Annotated in this window: 27 protein-coding genes; 1 reads left to right on the forward strand and 26 read right to left on the reverse strand. The window is 50.4% G+C overall.

Annotated elements, in window-relative coordinates:
• Positions 1 to 3 precede the first annotated feature (3 nt).
• From rplO to rpsJ, 21 genes are all read right to left on the reverse strand, one after another.
• A complete protein-coding gene (gene rplO / locus HV242_RS21255) occupies positions 4 to 438 on the reverse strand; it encodes a 50S ribosomal protein L15 (protein ID WP_003863304.1) in 435 nt (144 codons plus the stop codon).
• Positions 439 to 441: 3 nt separating this feature from the next.
• Positions 442 to 621, reverse strand: coding sequence for a 50S ribosomal protein L30 (gene rpmD / locus HV242_RS21260; protein WP_003863301.1), 180 nt, complete (start codon positions 619 to 621; stop codon positions 442 to 444).
• Positions 622 to 627: 6 nt separating this feature from the next.
• Positions 628 to 1,128: a 30S ribosomal protein S5 gene (gene rpsE, locus HV242_RS21265; protein ID WP_003863299.1), complete on the reverse strand. Its 501-nt coding sequence runs from the start codon at positions 1,126 to 1,128 to the stop codon at positions 628 to 630.
• 14 nt (positions 1,129 to 1,142) lie between these two features.
• Positions 1,143 to 1,496 carry a 50S ribosomal protein L18 gene (gene rplR, locus HV242_RS21270; RefSeq protein ID WP_013099023.1) on the reverse strand — a complete coding sequence of 118 codons (354 nt, stop codon included), beginning with the start codon at positions 1,494 to 1,496 and terminating at the stop codon, positions 1,143 to 1,145.
• Positions 1,497 to 1,505: 9 nt separating this feature from the next.
• Entirely contained in the window at positions 1,506 to 2,039 is a 534-nt protein-coding gene (rplF, locus tag HV242_RS21275; RefSeq protein WP_003863296.1) for a 50S ribosomal protein L6, read from the reverse strand.
• 12 nt (positions 2,040 to 2,051) lie between these two features.
• Complete coding sequence (rpsH, locus tag HV242_RS21280) at positions 2,052 to 2,444, reverse strand: 30S ribosomal protein S8 (protein ID WP_006178918.1); 393 nt, start codon at positions 2,442 to 2,444, stop codon at positions 2,052 to 2,054.
• 30 nt (positions 2,445 to 2,474) lie between these two features.
• Positions 2,475 to 2,780 (reverse strand): 30S ribosomal protein S14, encoded by a 306-nt coding sequence (gene rpsN, locus HV242_RS21285; RefSeq protein ID WP_003863291.1) that lies wholly within the window; start codon positions 2,778 to 2,780, stop codon positions 2,475 to 2,477.
• Positions 2,781 to 2,794: 14 nt separating this feature from the next.
• Positions 2,795 to 3,334, reverse strand: a complete 540-nt coding sequence (rplE, locus tag HV242_RS21290) for a 50S ribosomal protein L5 (RefSeq protein ID WP_001096206.1) — start codon at positions 3,332 to 3,334, stop codon at positions 2,795 to 2,797.
• Between the two features lie 14 nt (positions 3,335 to 3,348).
• Positions 3,349 to 3,663 carry a 50S ribosomal protein L24 gene (rplX, locus tag HV242_RS21295; protein ID WP_000729185.1) on the reverse strand — a complete coding sequence of 105 codons (315 nt, stop codon included), beginning with the start codon at positions 3,661 to 3,663 and terminating at the stop codon, positions 3,349 to 3,351.
• A gap of 10 nt (positions 3,664 to 3,673) precedes the next feature.
• Positions 3,674 to 4,045, reverse strand: coding sequence for a 50S ribosomal protein L14 (gene rplN, locus HV242_RS21300; RefSeq protein ID WP_002919748.1), 372 nt, complete (start codon positions 4,043 to 4,045; stop codon positions 3,674 to 3,676).
• 166 nt (positions 4,046 to 4,211) lie between these two features.
• Positions 4,212 to 4,466, reverse strand: coding sequence for a 30S ribosomal protein S17 (gene rpsQ / locus HV242_RS21305; RefSeq protein WP_008503489.1), 255 nt, complete (start codon positions 4,464 to 4,466; stop codon positions 4,212 to 4,214).
• Entirely contained in the window at positions 4,466 to 4,657 is a 192-nt protein-coding gene (gene rpmC / locus HV242_RS21310) for a 50S ribosomal protein L29 (RefSeq protein ID WP_003863282.1), read from the reverse strand. Before rpmC ends, rpsQ begins: the two co-directional genes overlap by 1 nt.
• Positions 4,657 to 5,067: a 50S ribosomal protein L16 gene (rplP, locus tag HV242_RS21315; RefSeq protein ID WP_002919759.1), complete on the reverse strand. Its 411-nt coding sequence runs from the start codon at positions 5,065 to 5,067 to the stop codon at positions 4,657 to 4,659. Before rplP ends, rpmC begins: the two co-directional genes overlap by 1 nt.
• A gap of 12 nt (positions 5,068 to 5,079) precedes the next feature.
• Positions 5,080 to 5,781, reverse strand: a complete 702-nt coding sequence (rpsC, locus tag HV242_RS21320) for a 30S ribosomal protein S3 (protein WP_000529945.1) — start codon at positions 5,779 to 5,781, stop codon at positions 5,080 to 5,082.
• Between the two features lie 17 nt (positions 5,782 to 5,798).
• Positions 5,799 to 6,131, reverse strand: coding sequence for a 50S ribosomal protein L22 (rplV, locus tag HV242_RS21325; protein WP_002919773.1), 333 nt, complete (start codon positions 6,129 to 6,131; stop codon positions 5,799 to 5,801).
• 14 nt (positions 6,132 to 6,145) lie between these two features.
• Positions 6,146 to 6,424 (reverse strand): 30S ribosomal protein S19, encoded by a 279-nt coding sequence (rpsS, locus tag HV242_RS21330; protein WP_001138117.1) that lies wholly within the window; start codon positions 6,422 to 6,424, stop codon positions 6,146 to 6,148.
• Between the two features lie 16 nt (positions 6,425 to 6,440).
• Positions 6,441 to 7,262: a 50S ribosomal protein L2 gene (gene rplB / locus HV242_RS21335; protein WP_000301859.1), complete on the reverse strand. Its 822-nt coding sequence runs from the start codon at positions 7,260 to 7,262 to the stop codon at positions 6,441 to 6,443.
• Between the two features lie 17 nt (positions 7,263 to 7,279).
• Positions 7,280 to 7,582: a 50S ribosomal protein L23 gene (gene rplW / locus HV242_RS21340; protein ID WP_000617546.1), complete on the reverse strand. Its 303-nt coding sequence runs from the start codon at positions 7,580 to 7,582 to the stop codon at positions 7,280 to 7,282.
• Positions 7,579 to 8,184 carry a 50S ribosomal protein L4 gene (gene rplD, locus HV242_RS21345; protein ID WP_000424395.1) on the reverse strand — a complete coding sequence of 202 codons (606 nt, stop codon included), beginning with the start codon at positions 8,182 to 8,184 and terminating at the stop codon, positions 7,579 to 7,581. Before rplD ends, rplW begins: the two co-directional genes overlap by 4 nt.
• A gap of 10 nt (positions 8,185 to 8,194) precedes the next feature.
• Positions 8,195 to 8,824, reverse strand: coding sequence for a 50S ribosomal protein L3 (gene rplC / locus HV242_RS21350; RefSeq protein WP_006178923.1), 630 nt, complete (start codon positions 8,822 to 8,824; stop codon positions 8,195 to 8,197).
• Between the two features lie 32 nt (positions 8,825 to 8,856).
• The gene (gene rpsJ, locus HV242_RS21355; protein ID WP_001181005.1) at positions 8,857 to 9,168 is read right to left on the reverse strand and encodes a 30S ribosomal protein S10; all 312 of its coding nucleotides are present in this window, start codon (positions 9,166 to 9,168) and stop codon (positions 8,857 to 8,859) included.
• 379 nt (positions 9,169 to 9,547) lie between these two features.
• Here rpsJ and HV242_RS21360 point away from each other — a divergent pair, with 379 nt between their 5' ends.
• Positions 9,548 to 10,021, forward strand: coding sequence for a prepilin peptidase (locus HV242_RS21360; protein ID WP_025202881.1), 474 nt, complete (start codon positions 9,548 to 9,550; stop codon positions 10,019 to 10,021).
• On the opposite strand, the gene bfr is transcribed toward HV242_RS21360, so the two are convergent.
• From bfr to rpsG, 5 genes are all read right to left on the reverse strand, one after another.
• The gene (gene bfr, locus HV242_RS21365) at positions 10,005 to 10,481 is read right to left on the reverse strand and encodes a bacterioferritin (RefSeq protein WP_014171902.1); all 477 of its coding nucleotides are present in this window, start codon (positions 10,479 to 10,481) and stop codon (positions 10,005 to 10,007) included. The genes HV242_RS21360 and bfr overlap by 17 nt on opposite strands.
• A gap of 72 nt (positions 10,482 to 10,553) precedes the next feature.
• The gene (gene bfd, locus HV242_RS21370) at positions 10,554 to 10,748 is read right to left on the reverse strand and encodes a bacterioferritin-associated ferredoxin (RefSeq protein WP_008503493.1); all 195 of its coding nucleotides are present in this window, start codon (positions 10,746 to 10,748) and stop codon (positions 10,554 to 10,556) included.
• Positions 10,749 to 10,927: 179 nt separating this feature from the next.
• Positions 10,928 to 12,112: an elongation factor Tu gene (tuf, locus tag HV242_RS21375; RefSeq protein WP_023326212.1), complete on the reverse strand. Its 1,185-nt coding sequence runs from the start codon at positions 12,110 to 12,112 to the stop codon at positions 10,928 to 10,930.
• Between the two features lie 69 nt (positions 12,113 to 12,181).
• Positions 12,182 to 14,296 carry an elongation factor G gene (gene fusA / locus HV242_RS21380; protein ID WP_014171904.1) on the reverse strand — a complete coding sequence of 705 codons (2,115 nt, stop codon included), beginning with the start codon at positions 14,294 to 14,296 and terminating at the stop codon, positions 12,182 to 12,184.
• Positions 14,297 to 14,392: 96 nt separating this feature from the next.
• Positions 14,393 to 14,863, reverse strand: a complete 471-nt coding sequence (gene rpsG / locus HV242_RS21385; RefSeq protein ID WP_003861706.1) for a 30S ribosomal protein S7 — start codon at positions 14,861 to 14,863, stop codon at positions 14,393 to 14,395.
• Positions 14,864 to 14,940 lie beyond the last annotated feature (77 nt).

Raw genomic sequence — 14,940 nt, forward strand, 5'->3', positions numbered from 1 at the left:
TACTTATTCCTCAATTTTACCGCCAGCGGCTTCGATAGCAGCACGAGCACCTTTAGTAACACGCAGGCCACGAACAGTTACCGGAGTAGAAACTTCACCAGCCAGGATCACTTTCGCGAACTCGATCTGGATACCGATAATGTTTGCCGCTTTCAGCGTGTTCAGGTCTACAACGCCGCCTTCAACTTTCGCCAGGTCAGACAGACGGATTTCCGCTGTAATCGCTGCTTTGCGAGAAGTGAAGCCGAACTTCGGCAGACGACGGTACAGTGGCATCTGGCCACCCTCGAAACCGCGACGTACGCCACCGCCAGAACGAGAGTTCTGACCTTTGTGACCACGACCACCGGTTTTGCCGAGGCCAGAACCGATACCACGACCCAGGCGTTTACCCGCCTTTTTAGAGCCTTCGGCCGGAGACAGAGTATTTAAACGCATCTCTTACTCCTCAACTTTAACCATGAAGTAAACCGCGTTGACCATACCACGAACAGCGGGAGTATCCTCGCGCTCAACGGTATGACCAATACGACGCAGACCCAGGCCAAGCAGCGTTGCCTTGTGTTTCGGCAGACGACCGATTGCACTGCGGGTTTGAGTGATTTTAATAGTCTTTGCCATGGTCAATTACCCCAGAATTTCTTCAACGGATTTACCACGCTTGGCAGCGACCATTTCTGGAGAATTCATATTTTCCAGGCCATCAATAGTTGCACGAACCACGTTAATCGGGTTGGTGGAACCGTATGCTTTAGCCAGAACGTTATGAACCCCAGCAACTTCCAGAACGGCGCGCATTGCACCACCGGCGATGATACCGGTACCTTCTGAAGCTGGCTGCATGAATACACGAGAACCCGTGTGAACACCTTTAACTGGGTGCTGCAGGGTACCGTTGTTCAGCGCGACGTTAATCATATTGCGACGGGCTTTTTCCATCGCTTTCTGGATCGCTGCTGGAACTTCACGCGCTTTACCGTAACCAAAACCAACGCGACCGTTACCATCGCCAACTACAGTCAGAGCTGTGAAGGAGAAAATACGACCACCTTTAACGGTTTTAGATACGCGGTTAACCGCGATCAGCTTTTCCTGCAGTTCGCCAGCCTGTTTTTCGATGTGAGCCATCTTACACCTCTACCTTAGAACTGAAGGCCAGCTTCACGGGCAGCATCTGCCAGTGCCTGGACACGACCATGATATTGGAACCCGGAACGGTCAAAGGAAACATTGCTGATGCCTTTTTCCAGAGCGCGTTCTGCAACAGCTTTACCTACAGCTGCAGCGGCGTCTTTGTTACCGGTGTACTTCAATTGCTCTGCAATAGCTTTTTCTACAGTAGAAGCAGCTACCAGAACTTCAGAACCGTTTGGTGCAATGACCTGTGCGTAAATATGACGCGGGGTACGATGTACCACCAGGCGAGTTGCACCCAGCTCTTTGAGCTTGCGGCGTGCGCGGGTCGCACGACGGATACGAGCAGATTTCTTATCCATAGTGTTACCTTACTTCTTCTTAGCCTCTTTGGTACGCACGACTTCGTCGGCGTAACGAACACCCTTGCCTTTATAAGGCTCAGGACGACGGTAGGCGCGCAGATCTGCTGCAACCTGACCGATCAGCTGTTTATCAGCGCCTTTCAGCACGATTTCAGTCTGGGTCGGACATTCTGCAGTGATACCGGCCGGCAGCGGATGCTCAACAGGGTGTGAGAAGCCCAGAGACAGGCCTACTGCATTCCCTTTGATAGCTGCACGATAACCTACACCAACCAGTTGAAGCTTTTTAGTGAAGCCTTCGGTAACACCAACAACCATTGAGTTCAGCAGGGCACGCGCGGTACCAGCCTGAGCCCATCCATCCACGAAACCATCACGTGGACCGAAGGTCAGAGCATTATCTGCATGTTTAACTTCAACAGCTTTGTTGAGGGTACGAGTCAGCTCGCCGTTTTTACCTTTGATCGTAATAACCTGACCGTCGATTTTTACATCAACGCCGGCAGGAATAACGACCGGTGCTTTAGCAACACGAGACATTCTTTCCTCCGATTAGGCTACGTAGCAGATAATTTCGCCACCAAGACCAGCCTGGCGCGCTGCACGATCAGTCATAACACCTTTAGAGGTAGAAACAACTGCGATACCAAGACCAGCCATAACTTTAGGCAGCTCATCTTTTTTCTTATAGATGCGCAGACCTGGGCGGCTGACACGCTGAATGCTTTCTACAACAGCTTTACCCTGGAAATACTTGAGAGTAAGTTCCAGTTCCGGCTTGGTGTCGCCTTCAACTTTAAAATCTTCGATAAAACCTTCTTCCTTCAGCACGTTGGCAATTGCCACTTTCAGCTTGGCGGAAGGCATGGTGACCGCAACTTTGTTCGCGGCCTGACCGTTACGGATACGGGTCAGCATATCCGCGATCGGATCTTGCATGCTCATCTGTCTTTACTCCCGTGATTCAATTGGTAATTACCAGCTAGCCTTTTTCAAGCCTGGTACTTCACCGCGCATGGCGGCTTCACGCAGTTTGATACGGCTCAACCCAAACTTGCCCACATAACCATGTGGACGACCTGTTTGACGACAGCGGTTACGCTGACGAGACGGGCTGGAATCACGCGGCAGAGACTGCAGCTTGAGAACCGCATTCCAACGATCTTCGTCGGAAGCGTTCACATCAGAAATGATCGCTTTCAGTTCAGCGCGTTTAGCGAAGAATTTATCAGCTAAAGCTACGCGTTTTACTTCGCGTGCTTTCATTGATTGCTTAGCCATTCAGTAACCCTACCTTACTTGCGGAACGGGAAGTCAAAGGCAGCCAGCAGAGCACGGCCTTCTTCATCAGATTTCGCAGTAGTGGTAATGGTAATATCCAAACCACGCACGCGGTCGACTTTATCGTAGTCGATCTCTGGGAAGATGATCTGCTCACGGACACCCATGCTGTAGTTACCACGACCGTCGAAAGACTTAGCGGACAAGCCACGGAAGTCACGGATACGTGGTACAGCAATAGTGATCAGGCGCTCAAAGAACTCCCACATGCGTTCGCCACGCAGAGTTACTTTACAGCCGATCGGATAGCCCTGACGGATTTTGAAGCCTGCAACAGATTTGCGTGCTTTGGTGATCAGCGGTTTTTGACCGGAGATTGCTGTCAGGTCAGCTGCTGCGTTATCCAGCAGTTTCTTGTCAGCGATCGCTTCACCAACACCCATGTTCAGGGTGATCTTCTCGACCCGAGGGACTTGCATGACAGAATTGTAGTTAAACTCAGTCATGAGTTTGTTAACTACTTCGTCTTTGTAGTAATCATGCAGTTTCGCCATCGTACTACTCCAAATTACTTGATAGTTTCGCTGTTAGACTTGAAGAAACGGACTTTTTTCCCGTCTTCGAATCTAAAGCCTACACGGTCAGCCTTGCCGGTTGCCGCATTGAAGATTGCAACGTTAGAAACCTGAATAGCAGCTTCTTTTTCAACGATGCCGCCTGGTTGGTTCAGGGCCGGAACCGGCTTCTGATGTTTCTTAACCAGGTTGATACCTTCAACAATGACCTTGCCGGAAGACAGGACATTTTTTACTTTACCGCGTTTACCTTTATCTTTACCGGTTAACACGATAACTTCGTCATCACGACGGATTTTCGCTGCCATGATTCGCTCCTTAGAGTACTTCTGGTGCCAGAGAGATAATTTTCATGAACTTTTCAGTACGAAGTTCACGAGTTACCGGCCCAAAGATACGCGTGCCGATTGGCTGCTCACTGTTATTGTTCAAAATAACGCATGCATTACCATCGAAGCGAATGACAGAACCGTCAGGGCGACGAACACCCTTCTTGGTGCGCACCACTACCGCTTTCAGCACATCACCTTTTTTGACCTTACCACGTGGAATTGCTTCTTTGATGGTGATCTTGATGATGTCGCCTACGCCTGCGTAGCGACGGTGCGAGCCACCCAGAACCTTGATACACATTACGCGACGTGCACCGGAGTTGTCGGCGACGTTCAGCATAGTCTGTTCTTGGATCATTTTAGTGCTCCGCTAATGTCAACTACTACCTGAGACTCTAAAATCAGAGCCGTTAAAAAGCCCCATATCGAGGGCGCGGCATTATAACACCGCTTCTACAATATGGGTAGAAAAAATAAACGGCTCATCACTGAGCCGTTTATTCGTATTGAGAATGCGTACTCTATTACAGAACCGCTTTCTCTACAACGCGAACCAGCGTCCAGGACTTAGTCTTGGACAGTGGACGGCATTCACGGATTTCAACCTTGTCGCCGATACCACATTCGTTGTTCTCGTCATGTACGTGCAGTTTGGTCGTACGTTTGATGAATTTACCGTAGATCGGGTGTTTCACAATACGTTCGATAGCTACAACGATGGATTTCTCCATTTTGTCGCTAACAACACGACCTTGCAGAGTACGGATTTTATCGGTCATTACGCACCCGCCTTCTGAGTCAGTAAAGTCTTAACGCGCGCAACATTGCGACGCACTTGCTTCAGCAGGTGAGTCTGTTGCAGCTGGCCACTTGCAGCCTGCATACGCAGGTTGAACTGCTCACGCAGCAGGTTCAGCAGCTCAGCGTTCAGCTCTTCAACGCTTTTTTCACGCAGCTCTTTTGCTTTCATTACATCACCGTCTTAGTTACAAAGGTGGTTTTGATAGGCAGTTTCGCTGCTGCCAGGCCGAAGGCTTCACGGGCCAGCTCTTCCGGAACGCCGTCCATTTCATAAAGGACTTTGCCCGGTTGGATCAAGGCAACCCAGTACTCCACGTTACCTTTACCTTTACCCATACGAACTTCCAGCGGCTTCTCGGTGATCGGTTTGTCCGGGAATACACGGATCCAGATCTTACCTTGACGCTTAACTGCACGGGTCATTGCACGACGTGCTGCTTCGATCTGACGTGCAGTCAGACGACCACGGCCAACAGCTTTCAGACCGAAAGTGCCGAAGCTAACATCCGTACCCTGCGCCAGACCACGGTTGCGGCCTTTGTGCACTTTACGGAATTTTGTACGCTTTGGTTGTAACATCAGCGACGCTCCTTATTTACGGCCTTTACGCTGCTGCTTTTTAGGTTGAGCAGCCGGTTTTTCCGGTTGTTCAACAGCAGCCATACCACCCAGGATCTCACCTTTGAAGATCCATACCTTAACGCCGATTACACCGTAAGTGGTGTGCGCTTCAGAGGTGTTGTAGTCGATGTCAGCACGCAGAGTGTGCAGCGGTACGCGACCTTCGCGGTACCATTCGGTACGTGCGATTTCCGCGCCGCCCAGACGGCCGCTAACTTCAACTTTGATACCCTTAGCGCCCAGACGCATTGCGTTCTGTACAGCACGCTTCATAGCACGACGGAACATAACACGACGTTCCAGCTGTGAAGTGATGCTGTCAGCAACCAATTTAGCGTCCAGTTCAGGCTTACGAACTTCAGCGATATTGATCTGTGCAGGAACGCCAGCGATATCCGCTACGACCTTGCGCAGTTTTTCTACGTCTTCGCCTTTCTTACCGATAACGATGCCAGGACGAGCAGTGTGAATGGTTACACGAATGCTCTTAGCTGGACGCTCGATAACGATACGAGATACAGACGCTTTAGCCAGTTCCTTAGTCAGGTACTGACGTACTTTAAAATCGCTGTCCAGGTTGTCAGCGAATTCTTTGGTGTTCGCAAACCAGGTAGAGTTCCATGGTTTTACAATACCCAGGCGAATACCATTAGGATGTACTTTCTGACCCATTGCTAGTCTCCAGAGTCTCAGCGATCGGACACAACCACAGTAATGTGGCTGGTGCGCTTCAGGATGCGATCTGCACGACCTTTCGCACGCGGCATAATGCGCTTCATGCTTGGGCCTTCATCTACGAAAATTTTCGCGACTTTCAGATCGTCGATGTCAGCGCCATCGTTGTGTTCAGCGTTAGCAATGGCAGATTCCAGTACTTTCTTGACCAATACCGCAGCTTTCTTGTTGGTATAGGTCAGGATGTCCAGGGCCTGCGACACTTTCTTACCGCGAATCAGGTCAGCAACAAGGCGAACCTTCTGAGCAGAAGAACGAGCATGGCGATGTTGAGCTAAAGTTTCCATCTCTTCCTCCTACCTTATTTCTTCTTCGCTTTTTTATCAGCAGCGTGGCCGCGATAAGTACGAGTCGGTGCGAATTCACCCAGTTTGTGACCAACCATTTCGTCGGTAACAAAGACTGGAACGTGCTGACGACCATTATGGACAGCGATGGTCAAACCGATCATGTTAGGAAAGATCGTTGAACGACGGGACCAAGTGCGCAGGGGCTTCTTGTCTCCGCTTTCCACCGCTTTCTCTACCTTCTTCAGCAAGTGCAGGTCAATAAAAGGACCTTTCTTGAGAGAACGTGGCATGGCTTATCCTCTAAAATTATTTGCTACGGCGACGTACGATAAATTTATCAGTACGCTTGTTGCTGCGGGTCTTCTTACCTTTGGTCTGAACGCCCCACGGAGTTACCGGGTGCTTACCAAAGTTACGACCTTCACCACCACCATGTGGGTGGTCTACTGGGTTCATCGCAGTACCGCGAACGGTAGGACGAACACCACGCCAGCGTGCAGCACCAGCTTTACCCAGAACGCGCAGCATATGCTCAGCATTGCCAACTTCGCCCAGAGTAGCGCGGCAATCTGCTTCGACTTTACGCATTTCACCAGAACGCAGACGCAGGGTGACATAAGCACCGTCACGAGCAACGATCTGAACGTAAGTACCCGCGGAACGCGCCAGCTGACCGCCTTTACCTGGTTTCATTTCTACGTTATGAACGGTAGAACCAACCGGGATATTGCGCATCGGCAGGGTGTTGCCTGCTTTGATTGCAGCATCAACGCCAGACTGAATCTGGTCGCCAGCTTTCAGGCCTTTAGGGGCCAGGATGTAACGGCGTTCACCGTCTTTGTACAGAACCAGCGCGATGTTCGCGGAACGGTTCGGATCGTACTCAAGACGTTCAACAACTGCTGGGATACCGTCTTTGTTGCGTTTGAAGTCAACAATACGATAAGCCTGCTTGTGGCCACCACCGATGTGACGAGTGGTGATACGGCCATTGTTGTTACGACCACCGGATTTGCTGTTTTTTTCCAGCAACGGAGCAAAAGGTTTGCCCTTGTGCAGCTCAGGGTTAACCACTTTAACTACGTGGCGACGACCCGGAGATGTCGGTTTACATTTAACAACTGCCATTGTATTACTCCTCCGACTTACTCAGCGCCGCCAACGAAGTCCAGGTTCTGGCCTTCTTTAAGGGTGACGTAAGCTTTTTTCCAGTCGCTACGACGACCGATACGCTGTCCGTGACGTTTAACTTTCCCTTTAACAACCAGGGTGTTAACGACTTCGACTTCGACTTCAAACAGTTTCTGCACAGCAGCTTTGATCTCTGCTTTGGTCGCGTCTTTAGCAACTTTGAGAACGATGGTGTTTGTTTTTTCCATCGCAGTAGACGCTTTTTCAGAAACGTGCGGTGCGCGAAGCACCTTCAGCAGACGTTCTTCACGAATCATGCCAGCATCTCCTCAACTTGCTTAACAGCATCAGCAGTCATTACGACTTTGTCGAAGGCGATCAGGCTAACCGGGTCGATACCAGTCGCATCGCGTACGTCAACCTTGTGCAGGTTACGTGCGGCCAGGAACAGGTTCTCGTCCAGCTCACCGGTGATGATCAGCACATCTTCCAGAGCCATGTCTTTCAGTTTCTGTGCCAGCAGCTTAGTTTTAGGCGCTTCTACAGAGAACTTCTCGACAACGATCAGACGATCCTGACGTACCAGTTCGGACAGAATGCTTTTCAGCGCGCCGCGGTACATCTTTTTGTTAACTTTTTGACTGTGGTCCTGTGGACGCGCAGCGAAGGTCACGCCACCTGAACGCCAGATCGGGCTCTTGATAGAACCTGAACGCGCACGGCCGGTACCTTTCTGGCGCCATGGCTTTTTGCCAGAACCAGTTACTTCAGCACGAGTCTTCTGAGCACGAGTACCCTGACGAGCACCAGCTGCATAAGCAACAACAACCTGGTGAACCAGCGCTTCGTTGAAATCACGACCGAAGGTAGTTTCGGAAACAGTCAGCGCGCTCTGCGCGTCTTTCAATACTAATTCCATTGCTATCCCCTTACGCCTTCACAGCTGGTTTAACGATCAGGTCGCTACCGGTAGCACCCGGAACAGCACCCTTAACCAGCAGCAGGTTGCGCTCAGCGTCAACACGTACTACGTCCAGGCTCTGAACGGTTACACGTTCGTTACCCAGCTGACCTGCCATTTTCTTGCCTTTGAACACTTTGCCCGGAGTCTGGTTCTGACCGATAGAACCCGGAACGCGGTGAGACAAGGAGTTACCGTGAGTAGCGTCCTGGGTACGGAAGTTCCAGCGCTTAACGGTACCAGCAAAACCTTTACCTTTAGAGGTACCGGTTACGTCAACTTTTTTAACGTCAGCAAACAGCTCAACGCTAATGTCTTGACCTACGGTGAACTCTTCGCCTTCAGCAAGACGGAATTCCCACAGACCACGGCCAGCTTCAACGCCAGCTTTAGCGAAGTGACCCGCTTCTGGTTTGGTTACACGGTTAGCTTTTTTAGCACCGGTGGTAACCTGAACAGCGCGGTAGCCATCGTTAGCCAGATCTTTAACCTGAGTAACGCGGTTTGCTTCAACTTCGATTACGGTTACTGGGATAGAAACGCCATCTTCAGTGAAGATGCGGGTCATTCCCACTTTTTTACCGACTAAACCAATCATTGTTTCAACCTCTCAATCGCTCGATGACCTGATTAACCCAGGCTGATCTGCACGTCTACACCGGCAGCCAGATCCAGACGCATCAGAGCATCAACGGTTTTCTCAGTTGGCTCAACGATGTCAACCAGACGCTTGTGAGTGCGGATTTCGTACTGATCACGCGCATCTTTGTTAACGTGCGGAGAGATCAGAACGGTAAAGCGCTCTTTGCGGGTCGGCAGCGGGATCGGACCACGGACTTGCGCACCAGTGCGCTTAGCAGTCTCGACGATTTCCGCGGTTGATTGATCGATCAGACGATGATCAAACGCTTTAAGGCGGATACGGATTCTTTGGTTCTGCATGAGACCAGAGCTCCAATTATTTTATAAACGAAAATGATTACTCCTCAAACCCATTACGATTGATGGGAGAGTGTAACCGTTCTTACGTAGCTCCCCGATTGGGAGCATTGTTGAGTAACAAAATTAGCTACTCCGGTTCAGATTGAACCCGCCGTCAACTACGACAAGCCCGCGCATTATACGTAAATCTGAGCAAGACGCAAGTGCCGTTTAGAAATTAAGCGCCAAAGACATGCGATGCGTAGGGCATTCCATTATTTGCAGCAACCTGTCTGCTTTCATCTCTTCTTATGAACCCCTCACGCAATTCCTGTGTTCGGACGTTGCTGGCCTTGCATCATGAGAAGAGTATGCACCAAACATCTTTGAGGCTTTGCGTATGCTGACCCCCCTCCCCTTTCTGCTCGTTTACTTCACACTCTCCGGTTTACTGGTACGTGAAGATATTCGTGCCGGCCTTCTCCCGGATAAATACCTCTGTCCCCTCTTATGGACCGGCCTGCTCTTCCAGCGTTGCCTTCATCCTGACTTTCTTTCGAACGCAGTGACTGGCGCGATGGCAGGGTATGTGAGCTTTGCGATTATCTACTGGGGCTACCGGCTTCTGACTGGACGTGAAGGGATGGGCTATGGCGACGTGAAATATCTTTCGGCACTGGGGGCGTGGCACGGTTGGCACATATTGCCCGCACTGGTGTTAACCGCCGCATTGGTGGCGCTTCTTTACCAGCTCATTCTCGCTTTACCGGCTCCTGATAAACAGGCATTAAAAAACCCACTGCCTTTTGGGCCATTTCTGGCGGCAGCGGGTTTAAGCGTTGGCTGGCAGACGCTGTTTAGTCAGCCACTTTAATCTGGGATTGAAGATAATTCTGCAGACCAATTTTACTGATGAGATCCAGCTCAGTTTCAAGCCAGTCAATGTGCCCTTCTTCATCGGCCAGAATCTGGATCATCATATCGCGGCTGACGTAGTCATGAACACTGTCCGCATAGGCAATGGCTTCGCGGAGATCTTTTGCGCCTTCAAGCTCGAGCCTGAGGTCGGACCGTAGCATCTCTTCAACATCTTCACCGATGCCGAGTTTGCCGAGATCCTGCAGGTTAGGAATGCCTTCAAGGAATAAAATACGCTCGATGTATTTATCGGCATGTTTCATCTCATCGATGGATTCGTGGTATTCAACATCGTTGAGGCGCATCAGGCCCCAGTTTTTGAACATTCTCGCATGGAGAAAATACTGATTGATCGCGACAAGCTCATTTCCCAATAATTTATTGAGATAACTTATGATTTTAACATCACCTTTCATTATATAGTCCCTCCGCTTACACTCATTGAAGCGTAGATCGGGCTACAGGGATGTCAAAAAAAAGATGGGCGCTTACGCAATCTCTTTGTATTCCGGGATCTGCATCAATTCGTCCTGCATGATCTCACGTGCAGCACGTACACATTTACCGCATTGATTTCCCACTGGAACAAATTTGCGAAGCTGCTGAAAAGATTGTGGCTGAAACTGGCGAACGGCCTGACGTATTTTTTTGTCGCTTACACCATTACATAAACAAACGTACATAAAGACTCCCGTTCAAAATATGCGCAAAGTGTAAGTGAGAATGGTTATGATTACAATAGCACAAACACCCGTATACGGGGCGGGAGAGGACGAAAAATGCGAAAATTTGTGACAGACACATAACGGCAGAAAACAAAAAAGGACGCCGAAGCGTCCTTTTTTAATTCAGGGATAAGTAATTAGCCCAGAACTTTAGCAACAACGCCCGCGCCAACGGTACGGCCGCCTTCACGGATTGCGAAACGCAGACCGTCGTCCATCGCGATTGGGTGGATCAGCGTCACAACCATCTTGATGTTGTCGCCTGGCATTACCATCTCAACGCCTTCTGGCAGTTCGATGGTACCGGTCACGTCAGTTGTACGGAAGTAGAACTGTGGACGGTAGCCTTTGAAGAACGGAGTATGACGGCCGCCTTCGTCTTTGGACAGGATATACACTTCAGATTCGAACTTGGTGTGTGGCTTGATTGAGCCTGGCTTAGCCAGTACCTGACCACGTTCGATTTCTTCACGTTTGATACCACGCAGCAGAACACCTACGTTCTCACCAGCACGGCCTTCGTCCAGCAGTTTGCGGAACATTTCAACGCCAGTACAGGTAGACTTAGCAGTCTCTTTGATACCAACGATTTCAACTTCTTCGCCAACTTTGATGATACCGCGCTCAACACGACCGGTAACAACGGTACCACGACCGGAGATGGAGAATACGTCTTCGATTGGCAGCAGGAACGGCTTGTCAATCGCACGCTCTGGTTCTGGGATGTAAGAATCCAGGAAGCCAGCCAGTTCGATGATTTTCGCTTCCCACTCTGCTTCGCCTTCCAGCGCTTTCAGCGCGGAACCACGAACGATTGGGGTGTCGTCGCCTGGGAAATCGTACTGAGACAGCAGTTCACGAACTTCCATCTCTACCAGTTCCAGCAGCTCTTCGTCATCAACCATGTCACATTTGTTCAGGAACACGATGATGTAAGGAACGCCTACCTGACGACCCAGCAGGATGTGCTCACGGGTCTGAGGCATTGGGCCGTCAGTCGCAGCAACAACCAGGATCGCGCCGTCCATCTGCGCAGCACCGGTGATCATGTTTTTAACATAGTCGGCGTGGCCTGGGCAGTCTACGTGTGCGTAGTGGCGAGTCGGGGTGTCATATTCAACGTGAGAGGTGTTGATGGTGATACCACGCGCTTTTTCTTCTGGTGCGTTATCGATCTGGTCGAATGCACGAGCAGAACCACCGTAGGTTTTAGCCAGAACGGTAGTGATTGCAGCGGTCAGGGTAGTTTTACCATGGTCAACGTGGCCGATAGTACCAACGTTGACGTGCGGTTTTGTACGTTCAAATTTTTCTTTAGACACGGCTATATTCCTTACTATAGTGCTCTCCCCTTCGGAGAGAGCACGGGACTTAGGTTTTAATCCTGTGGATTACTTACCACGGGCTTCGATAACGGCCTGAGCAACGTTGTTAGGCGCATCATCATACTTCAGGAATTCCATGGTGTATGATGCACGACCTTTGGTCAGAGAACGCAGCTGAGTTGCATATCCGAACATTTCAGACAGCGGAACTTCAGCATGGATCTTAACGCCAGTTACTTCGGATTCCTGACCGCGCAGCATACCGCGACGACGGCTCAAGTCACCGATAACGTCACCGGTGTTCTCTTCAGGAGTCTCTACTTCAACCTTCATGATTGGCTCAAGCAGAACTGGTTTTGCTTTCTTAAAGCCTTCTTTAAAGGCAATAGACGCAGCCAGTTTAAACGCCAGTTCAGAGGAGTCAACGTCGTGGTAAGAACCGAAGTGCAGACGGACACCCATGTCAACAACCGGATAGCCAGCCAGAGGGCCCGCTTTCAGCTGTTCCTGGATACCTTTATCAACGGCTGGGATGTATTCGCCAGGAATTACACCACCTTTGATGTCGTTGATGAACTCGTAACCTTTAGGGTTAGAGCCCGGCTCCAGTGGGTACATGTCGATCACAACGTGACCGTACTGACCGCGACCACCAGACTGCTTAGCGTGTTTACCTTCAACATCGGTAACTTTCGCACGAATCGCTTCGCGGTAAGCAACCTGAGGTTTACCCACGTTCGCTTCAACGTTGAATTCACGCTTCATACGGTCAACGATGATGTCCAGGTGCAGTTCACCCATACCAGCGATGATGGTCTGGTTAGATTCTTCATCAGTCCATACGCGGAATGATGGGTCTTCTTTCGCCAGACGGCCCAGAGCCAGACCCATTTTTTCCTGGTCAGCTTTGGTTTTTGGTTCAACCGCGATGGAGATTACCGGCTCAGGGAATTCCATACGCTCCAGAATGATCGGGTGATCCGGGTCACACAGGGTGTCACCAGTAGTCACGTCTTTCAGACCGATTGCTGCAGCGATGTCGCCCGCACGAACTTCTTTGATCTCTTCACGTTTGTTAGCGTGCATCTGTACGATACGGCCAAAACGTTCACGCGCCGTTTTCACGGAGTTCAGGATGGTGTCACCGGAGTTAACCACACCAGAGTAAACGCGGAAGAAGGTCAGGTTACCCACGAATGGGTCGGTAGCAATTTTGAACGCCAGTGCAGAGAACGGCTCTTCGTCGCTTGCGTGACGTTCAGCCGGAGTATCTTTACCGTCGTCCAGGATGCCGTTGATCGCAGGAACGTCAACCGGGGATGGCAGGTAATCAATTACCGCATCCAGCATCGCCTGAACACCTTTGTTCTTGAATGCAGAACCACAGGTTACCAGGATGATTTCGTTGTTCAGAACACGCTGACGCAGAGCTTTTTTGATCTCTTCTTCAGTCAGTTCTTCACCACCCAGGTATTTCTCCATCAGCTCTTCAGAAGCTTCAGCAGCGGATTCGATCAGGTTCTGGTGCCATTCGTCAGCCAGGTCCTGCATCTCAGCTGGGATATCTTCGTATTCGAAGGTAACGCCCTGGTCTGCATCGTTCCAGTTGATGGCTTTCATTTTCACCAGGTCGATAACGCCGGTGAAGCCTTCTTCAGCACCAATTGCCAGCTGCAGCGGAACAGGGTTCGCGCCCAGACGGGATTTGATCTGACCAACAACTTTCAGGAAGTTAGCACCCATACGGTCCATTTTGTTAACGAACGCGATGCGTGGAACTTTATATTTGTTCGCCTGACGCCATACGGTCTCAGACTGTGGCTGAACACCACCAACTGCGCAATAAACCATTACCGCGCCGTCAAGAACACGCATGGAACGTTCTACTTCGATGGTGAAGTCAACGTGCCCTGGGGTGTCGATGATGTTAACGCGATGCGGTTCGTACTGCTTAGCCATACCTGACCAGAATGCAGTAGTCGCTGCGGAGGTGATAGTAATACCACGCTCCTGCTCCTGTTCCATCCAGTCCATGGTGGCTGCGCCGTCATGAACTTCACCGATTTTATGGTTTACACCGGTGTAGAACAGAATACGTTCGGTAGTAGTGGTCTTACCGGCGTCGATGTGCGCACTGATACCAATGTTACGGTAACGTGCGATGGGTGTTGTACGAGCCATTTGATTCCTCGTTTGTTTCTTTAGGCGTTCAGTTAAGTAACCCAGGACGGGCAGCTTCGCTGAAGCGCCCGCCTGGTGACTAATACTCCGAAGGGATTACCAACGGTAGTGTGCGAACGCCTTGTTGGCTTCTGCCATACGGTGAACGTCTTCACGTTTCTTAACTGCAGTACCTTTGTTTTCTGCAGCATCAGAAAGTTCGTTCGCCAGACGCAGAGCCATGGATTTATCACCGCGTTTACGAGCAGCTTCAACGATCCAACGCATTGCCAGAGCATTACGACGAACCGGACGAACTTCAACTGGAACCTGATAAGTAGAACCACCAACGCGGCGAGACTTAACTTCTACAGTCGGGCGCACGTTGTCGAGAGCGACTTCGAAAGCTTCCAGTTCATTTTTACCAGAGCGCTGAGCCAGGGTCTCCAGCGCGCTGTATACGATTGCTTCTGCAGTAGATTTTTTACCATCTACCATCAGGATATTTACAAATTTTGCCAGCAGTTCTGATCCGAATTTCGGATCTGGAAGAATTTTACGCTGACCAATGACGCGACGACGTGGCATGGGAATACTCCGTTGTTAATTCAGGATTGTCCAAAACTCTACGAGTTTAGTTTGACATTAAGATAAATCAGTTTGGC

The sequence above is a fragment of the Enterobacter sp. RHBSTW-00593 genome (assembly GCF_013784105.1).
In the GTDB taxonomy this organism is placed as follows: Bacteria; Pseudomonadota; Gammaproteobacteria; order Enterobacterales; family Enterobacteriaceae; genus Enterobacter; species Enterobacter ludwigii.

Bases quoted from the DNA above. Each gene is read 5' to 3' on its own strand.
- rpsH (WP_006178918.1), bottom strand. From the start codon at position 2,444: ATGAGCATGCAAGATCCGATCGCGGATATGCTGACCCGTATCCGTAAC.
- rpsQ (WP_008503489.1), bottom strand. From the start codon at position 4,466: ATGACCGATAAAATCCGTACTCTGCAAGGTCGTGTTGTTAGCGACAAA.
- rpsC (WP_000529945.1), bottom strand. From the start codon at position 5,781: ATGGGTCAGAAAGTACATCCTAATGGTATTCGCCTGGGTATTGTAAAA.
- rplD (WP_000424395.1), bottom strand. From the start codon at position 8,184: ATGGAATTAGTATTGAAAGACGCGCAGAGCGCGCTGACTGTTTCCGAA.
- rplN (WP_002919748.1), bottom strand. From the start codon at position 4,045: ATGATCCAAGAACAGACTATGCTGAACGTCGCCGACAACTCCGGTGCA.
- rplE (WP_001096206.1), bottom strand. From the start codon at position 3,334: ATGGCGAAACTGCATGATTACTACAAAGACGAAGTAGTTAACAAACTC.
- rplC (WP_006178923.1), bottom strand. From the start codon at position 8,824: ATGATTGGTTTAGTCGGTAAAAAAGTGGGAATGACCCGCATCTTCACT.
- rplO (WP_003863304.1), bottom strand. From the start codon at position 438: ATGCGTTTAAATACTCTGTCTCCGGCCGAAGGCTCTAAAAAGGCGGGT.
- fusA (WP_014171904.1), bottom strand. From the start codon at position 14,296: ATGGCTCGTACAACACCCATCGCACGTTACCGTAACATTGGTATCAGT.
- rpsS (WP_001138117.1), bottom strand. From the start codon at position 6,424: ATGCCACGTTCTCTCAAGAAAGGTCCTTTTATTGACCTGCACTTGCTG.
- rpsN (WP_003863291.1), bottom strand. From the start codon at position 2,780: ATGGCTAAGCAATCAATGAAAGCACGCGAAGTAAAACGCGTAGCTTTA.
- rpsE (WP_003863299.1), bottom strand. From the start codon at position 1,128: ATGGCTCACATCGAAAAACAGGCTGGCGAACTGCAGGAAAAGCTGATC.
- rpsG (WP_003861706.1), bottom strand. From the start codon at position 14,863: ATGCCACGTCGTCGCGTCATTGGTCAGCGTAAAATTCTTCCAGATCCG.
- HV242_RS21360 (WP_025202881.1), top strand. From the start codon at position 9,548: ATGCTGACCCCCCTCCCCTTTCTGCTCGTTTACTTCACACTCTCCGGT.
- bfr (WP_014171902.1), bottom strand. From the start codon at position 10,481: ATGAAAGGTGATGTTAAAATCATAAGTTATCTCAATAAATTATTGGGA.
- rplX (WP_000729185.1), bottom strand. From the start codon at position 3,663: ATGGCAGCGAAAATCCGTCGTGATGACGAAGTTATCGTGTTAACCGGT.
- rplB (WP_000301859.1), bottom strand. From the start codon at position 7,262: ATGGCAGTTGTTAAATGTAAACCGACATCTCCGGGTCGTCGCCACGTA.
- rpsJ (WP_001181005.1), bottom strand. From the start codon at position 9,168: ATGCAGAACCAAAGAATCCGTATCCGCCTTAAAGCGTTTGATCATCGT.
- rpmC (WP_003863282.1), bottom strand. From the start codon at position 4,657: ATGAAAGCAAAAGAGCTGCGTGAAAAAAGCGTTGAAGAGCTGAACGCT.
- rplW (WP_000617546.1), bottom strand. From the start codon at position 7,582: ATGATTCGTGAAGAACGTCTGCTGAAGGTGCTTCGCGCACCGCACGTT.
- rplF (WP_003863296.1), bottom strand. From the start codon at position 2,039: ATGTCTCGTGTTGCTAAAGCACCGGTCGTTATTCCTGCCGGCGTTGAT.
- rplP (WP_002919759.1), bottom strand. From the start codon at position 5,067: ATGTTACAACCAAAGCGTACAAAATTCCGTAAAGTGCACAAAGGCCGC.
- bfd (WP_008503493.1), bottom strand. From the start codon at position 10,748: ATGTACGTTTGTTTATGTAATGGTGTAAGCGACAAAAAAATACGTCAG.
- rplV (WP_002919773.1), bottom strand. From the start codon at position 6,131: ATGGAAACTTTAGCTCAACATCGCCATGCTCGTTCTTCTGCTCAGAAG.
- rpmD (WP_003863301.1), bottom strand. From the start codon at position 621: ATGGCAAAGACTATTAAAATCACTCAAACCCGCAGTGCAATCGGTCGT.
- rplR (WP_013099023.1), bottom strand. From the start codon at position 1,496: ATGGATAAGAAATCTGCTCGTATCCGTCGTGCGACCCGCGCACGCCGC.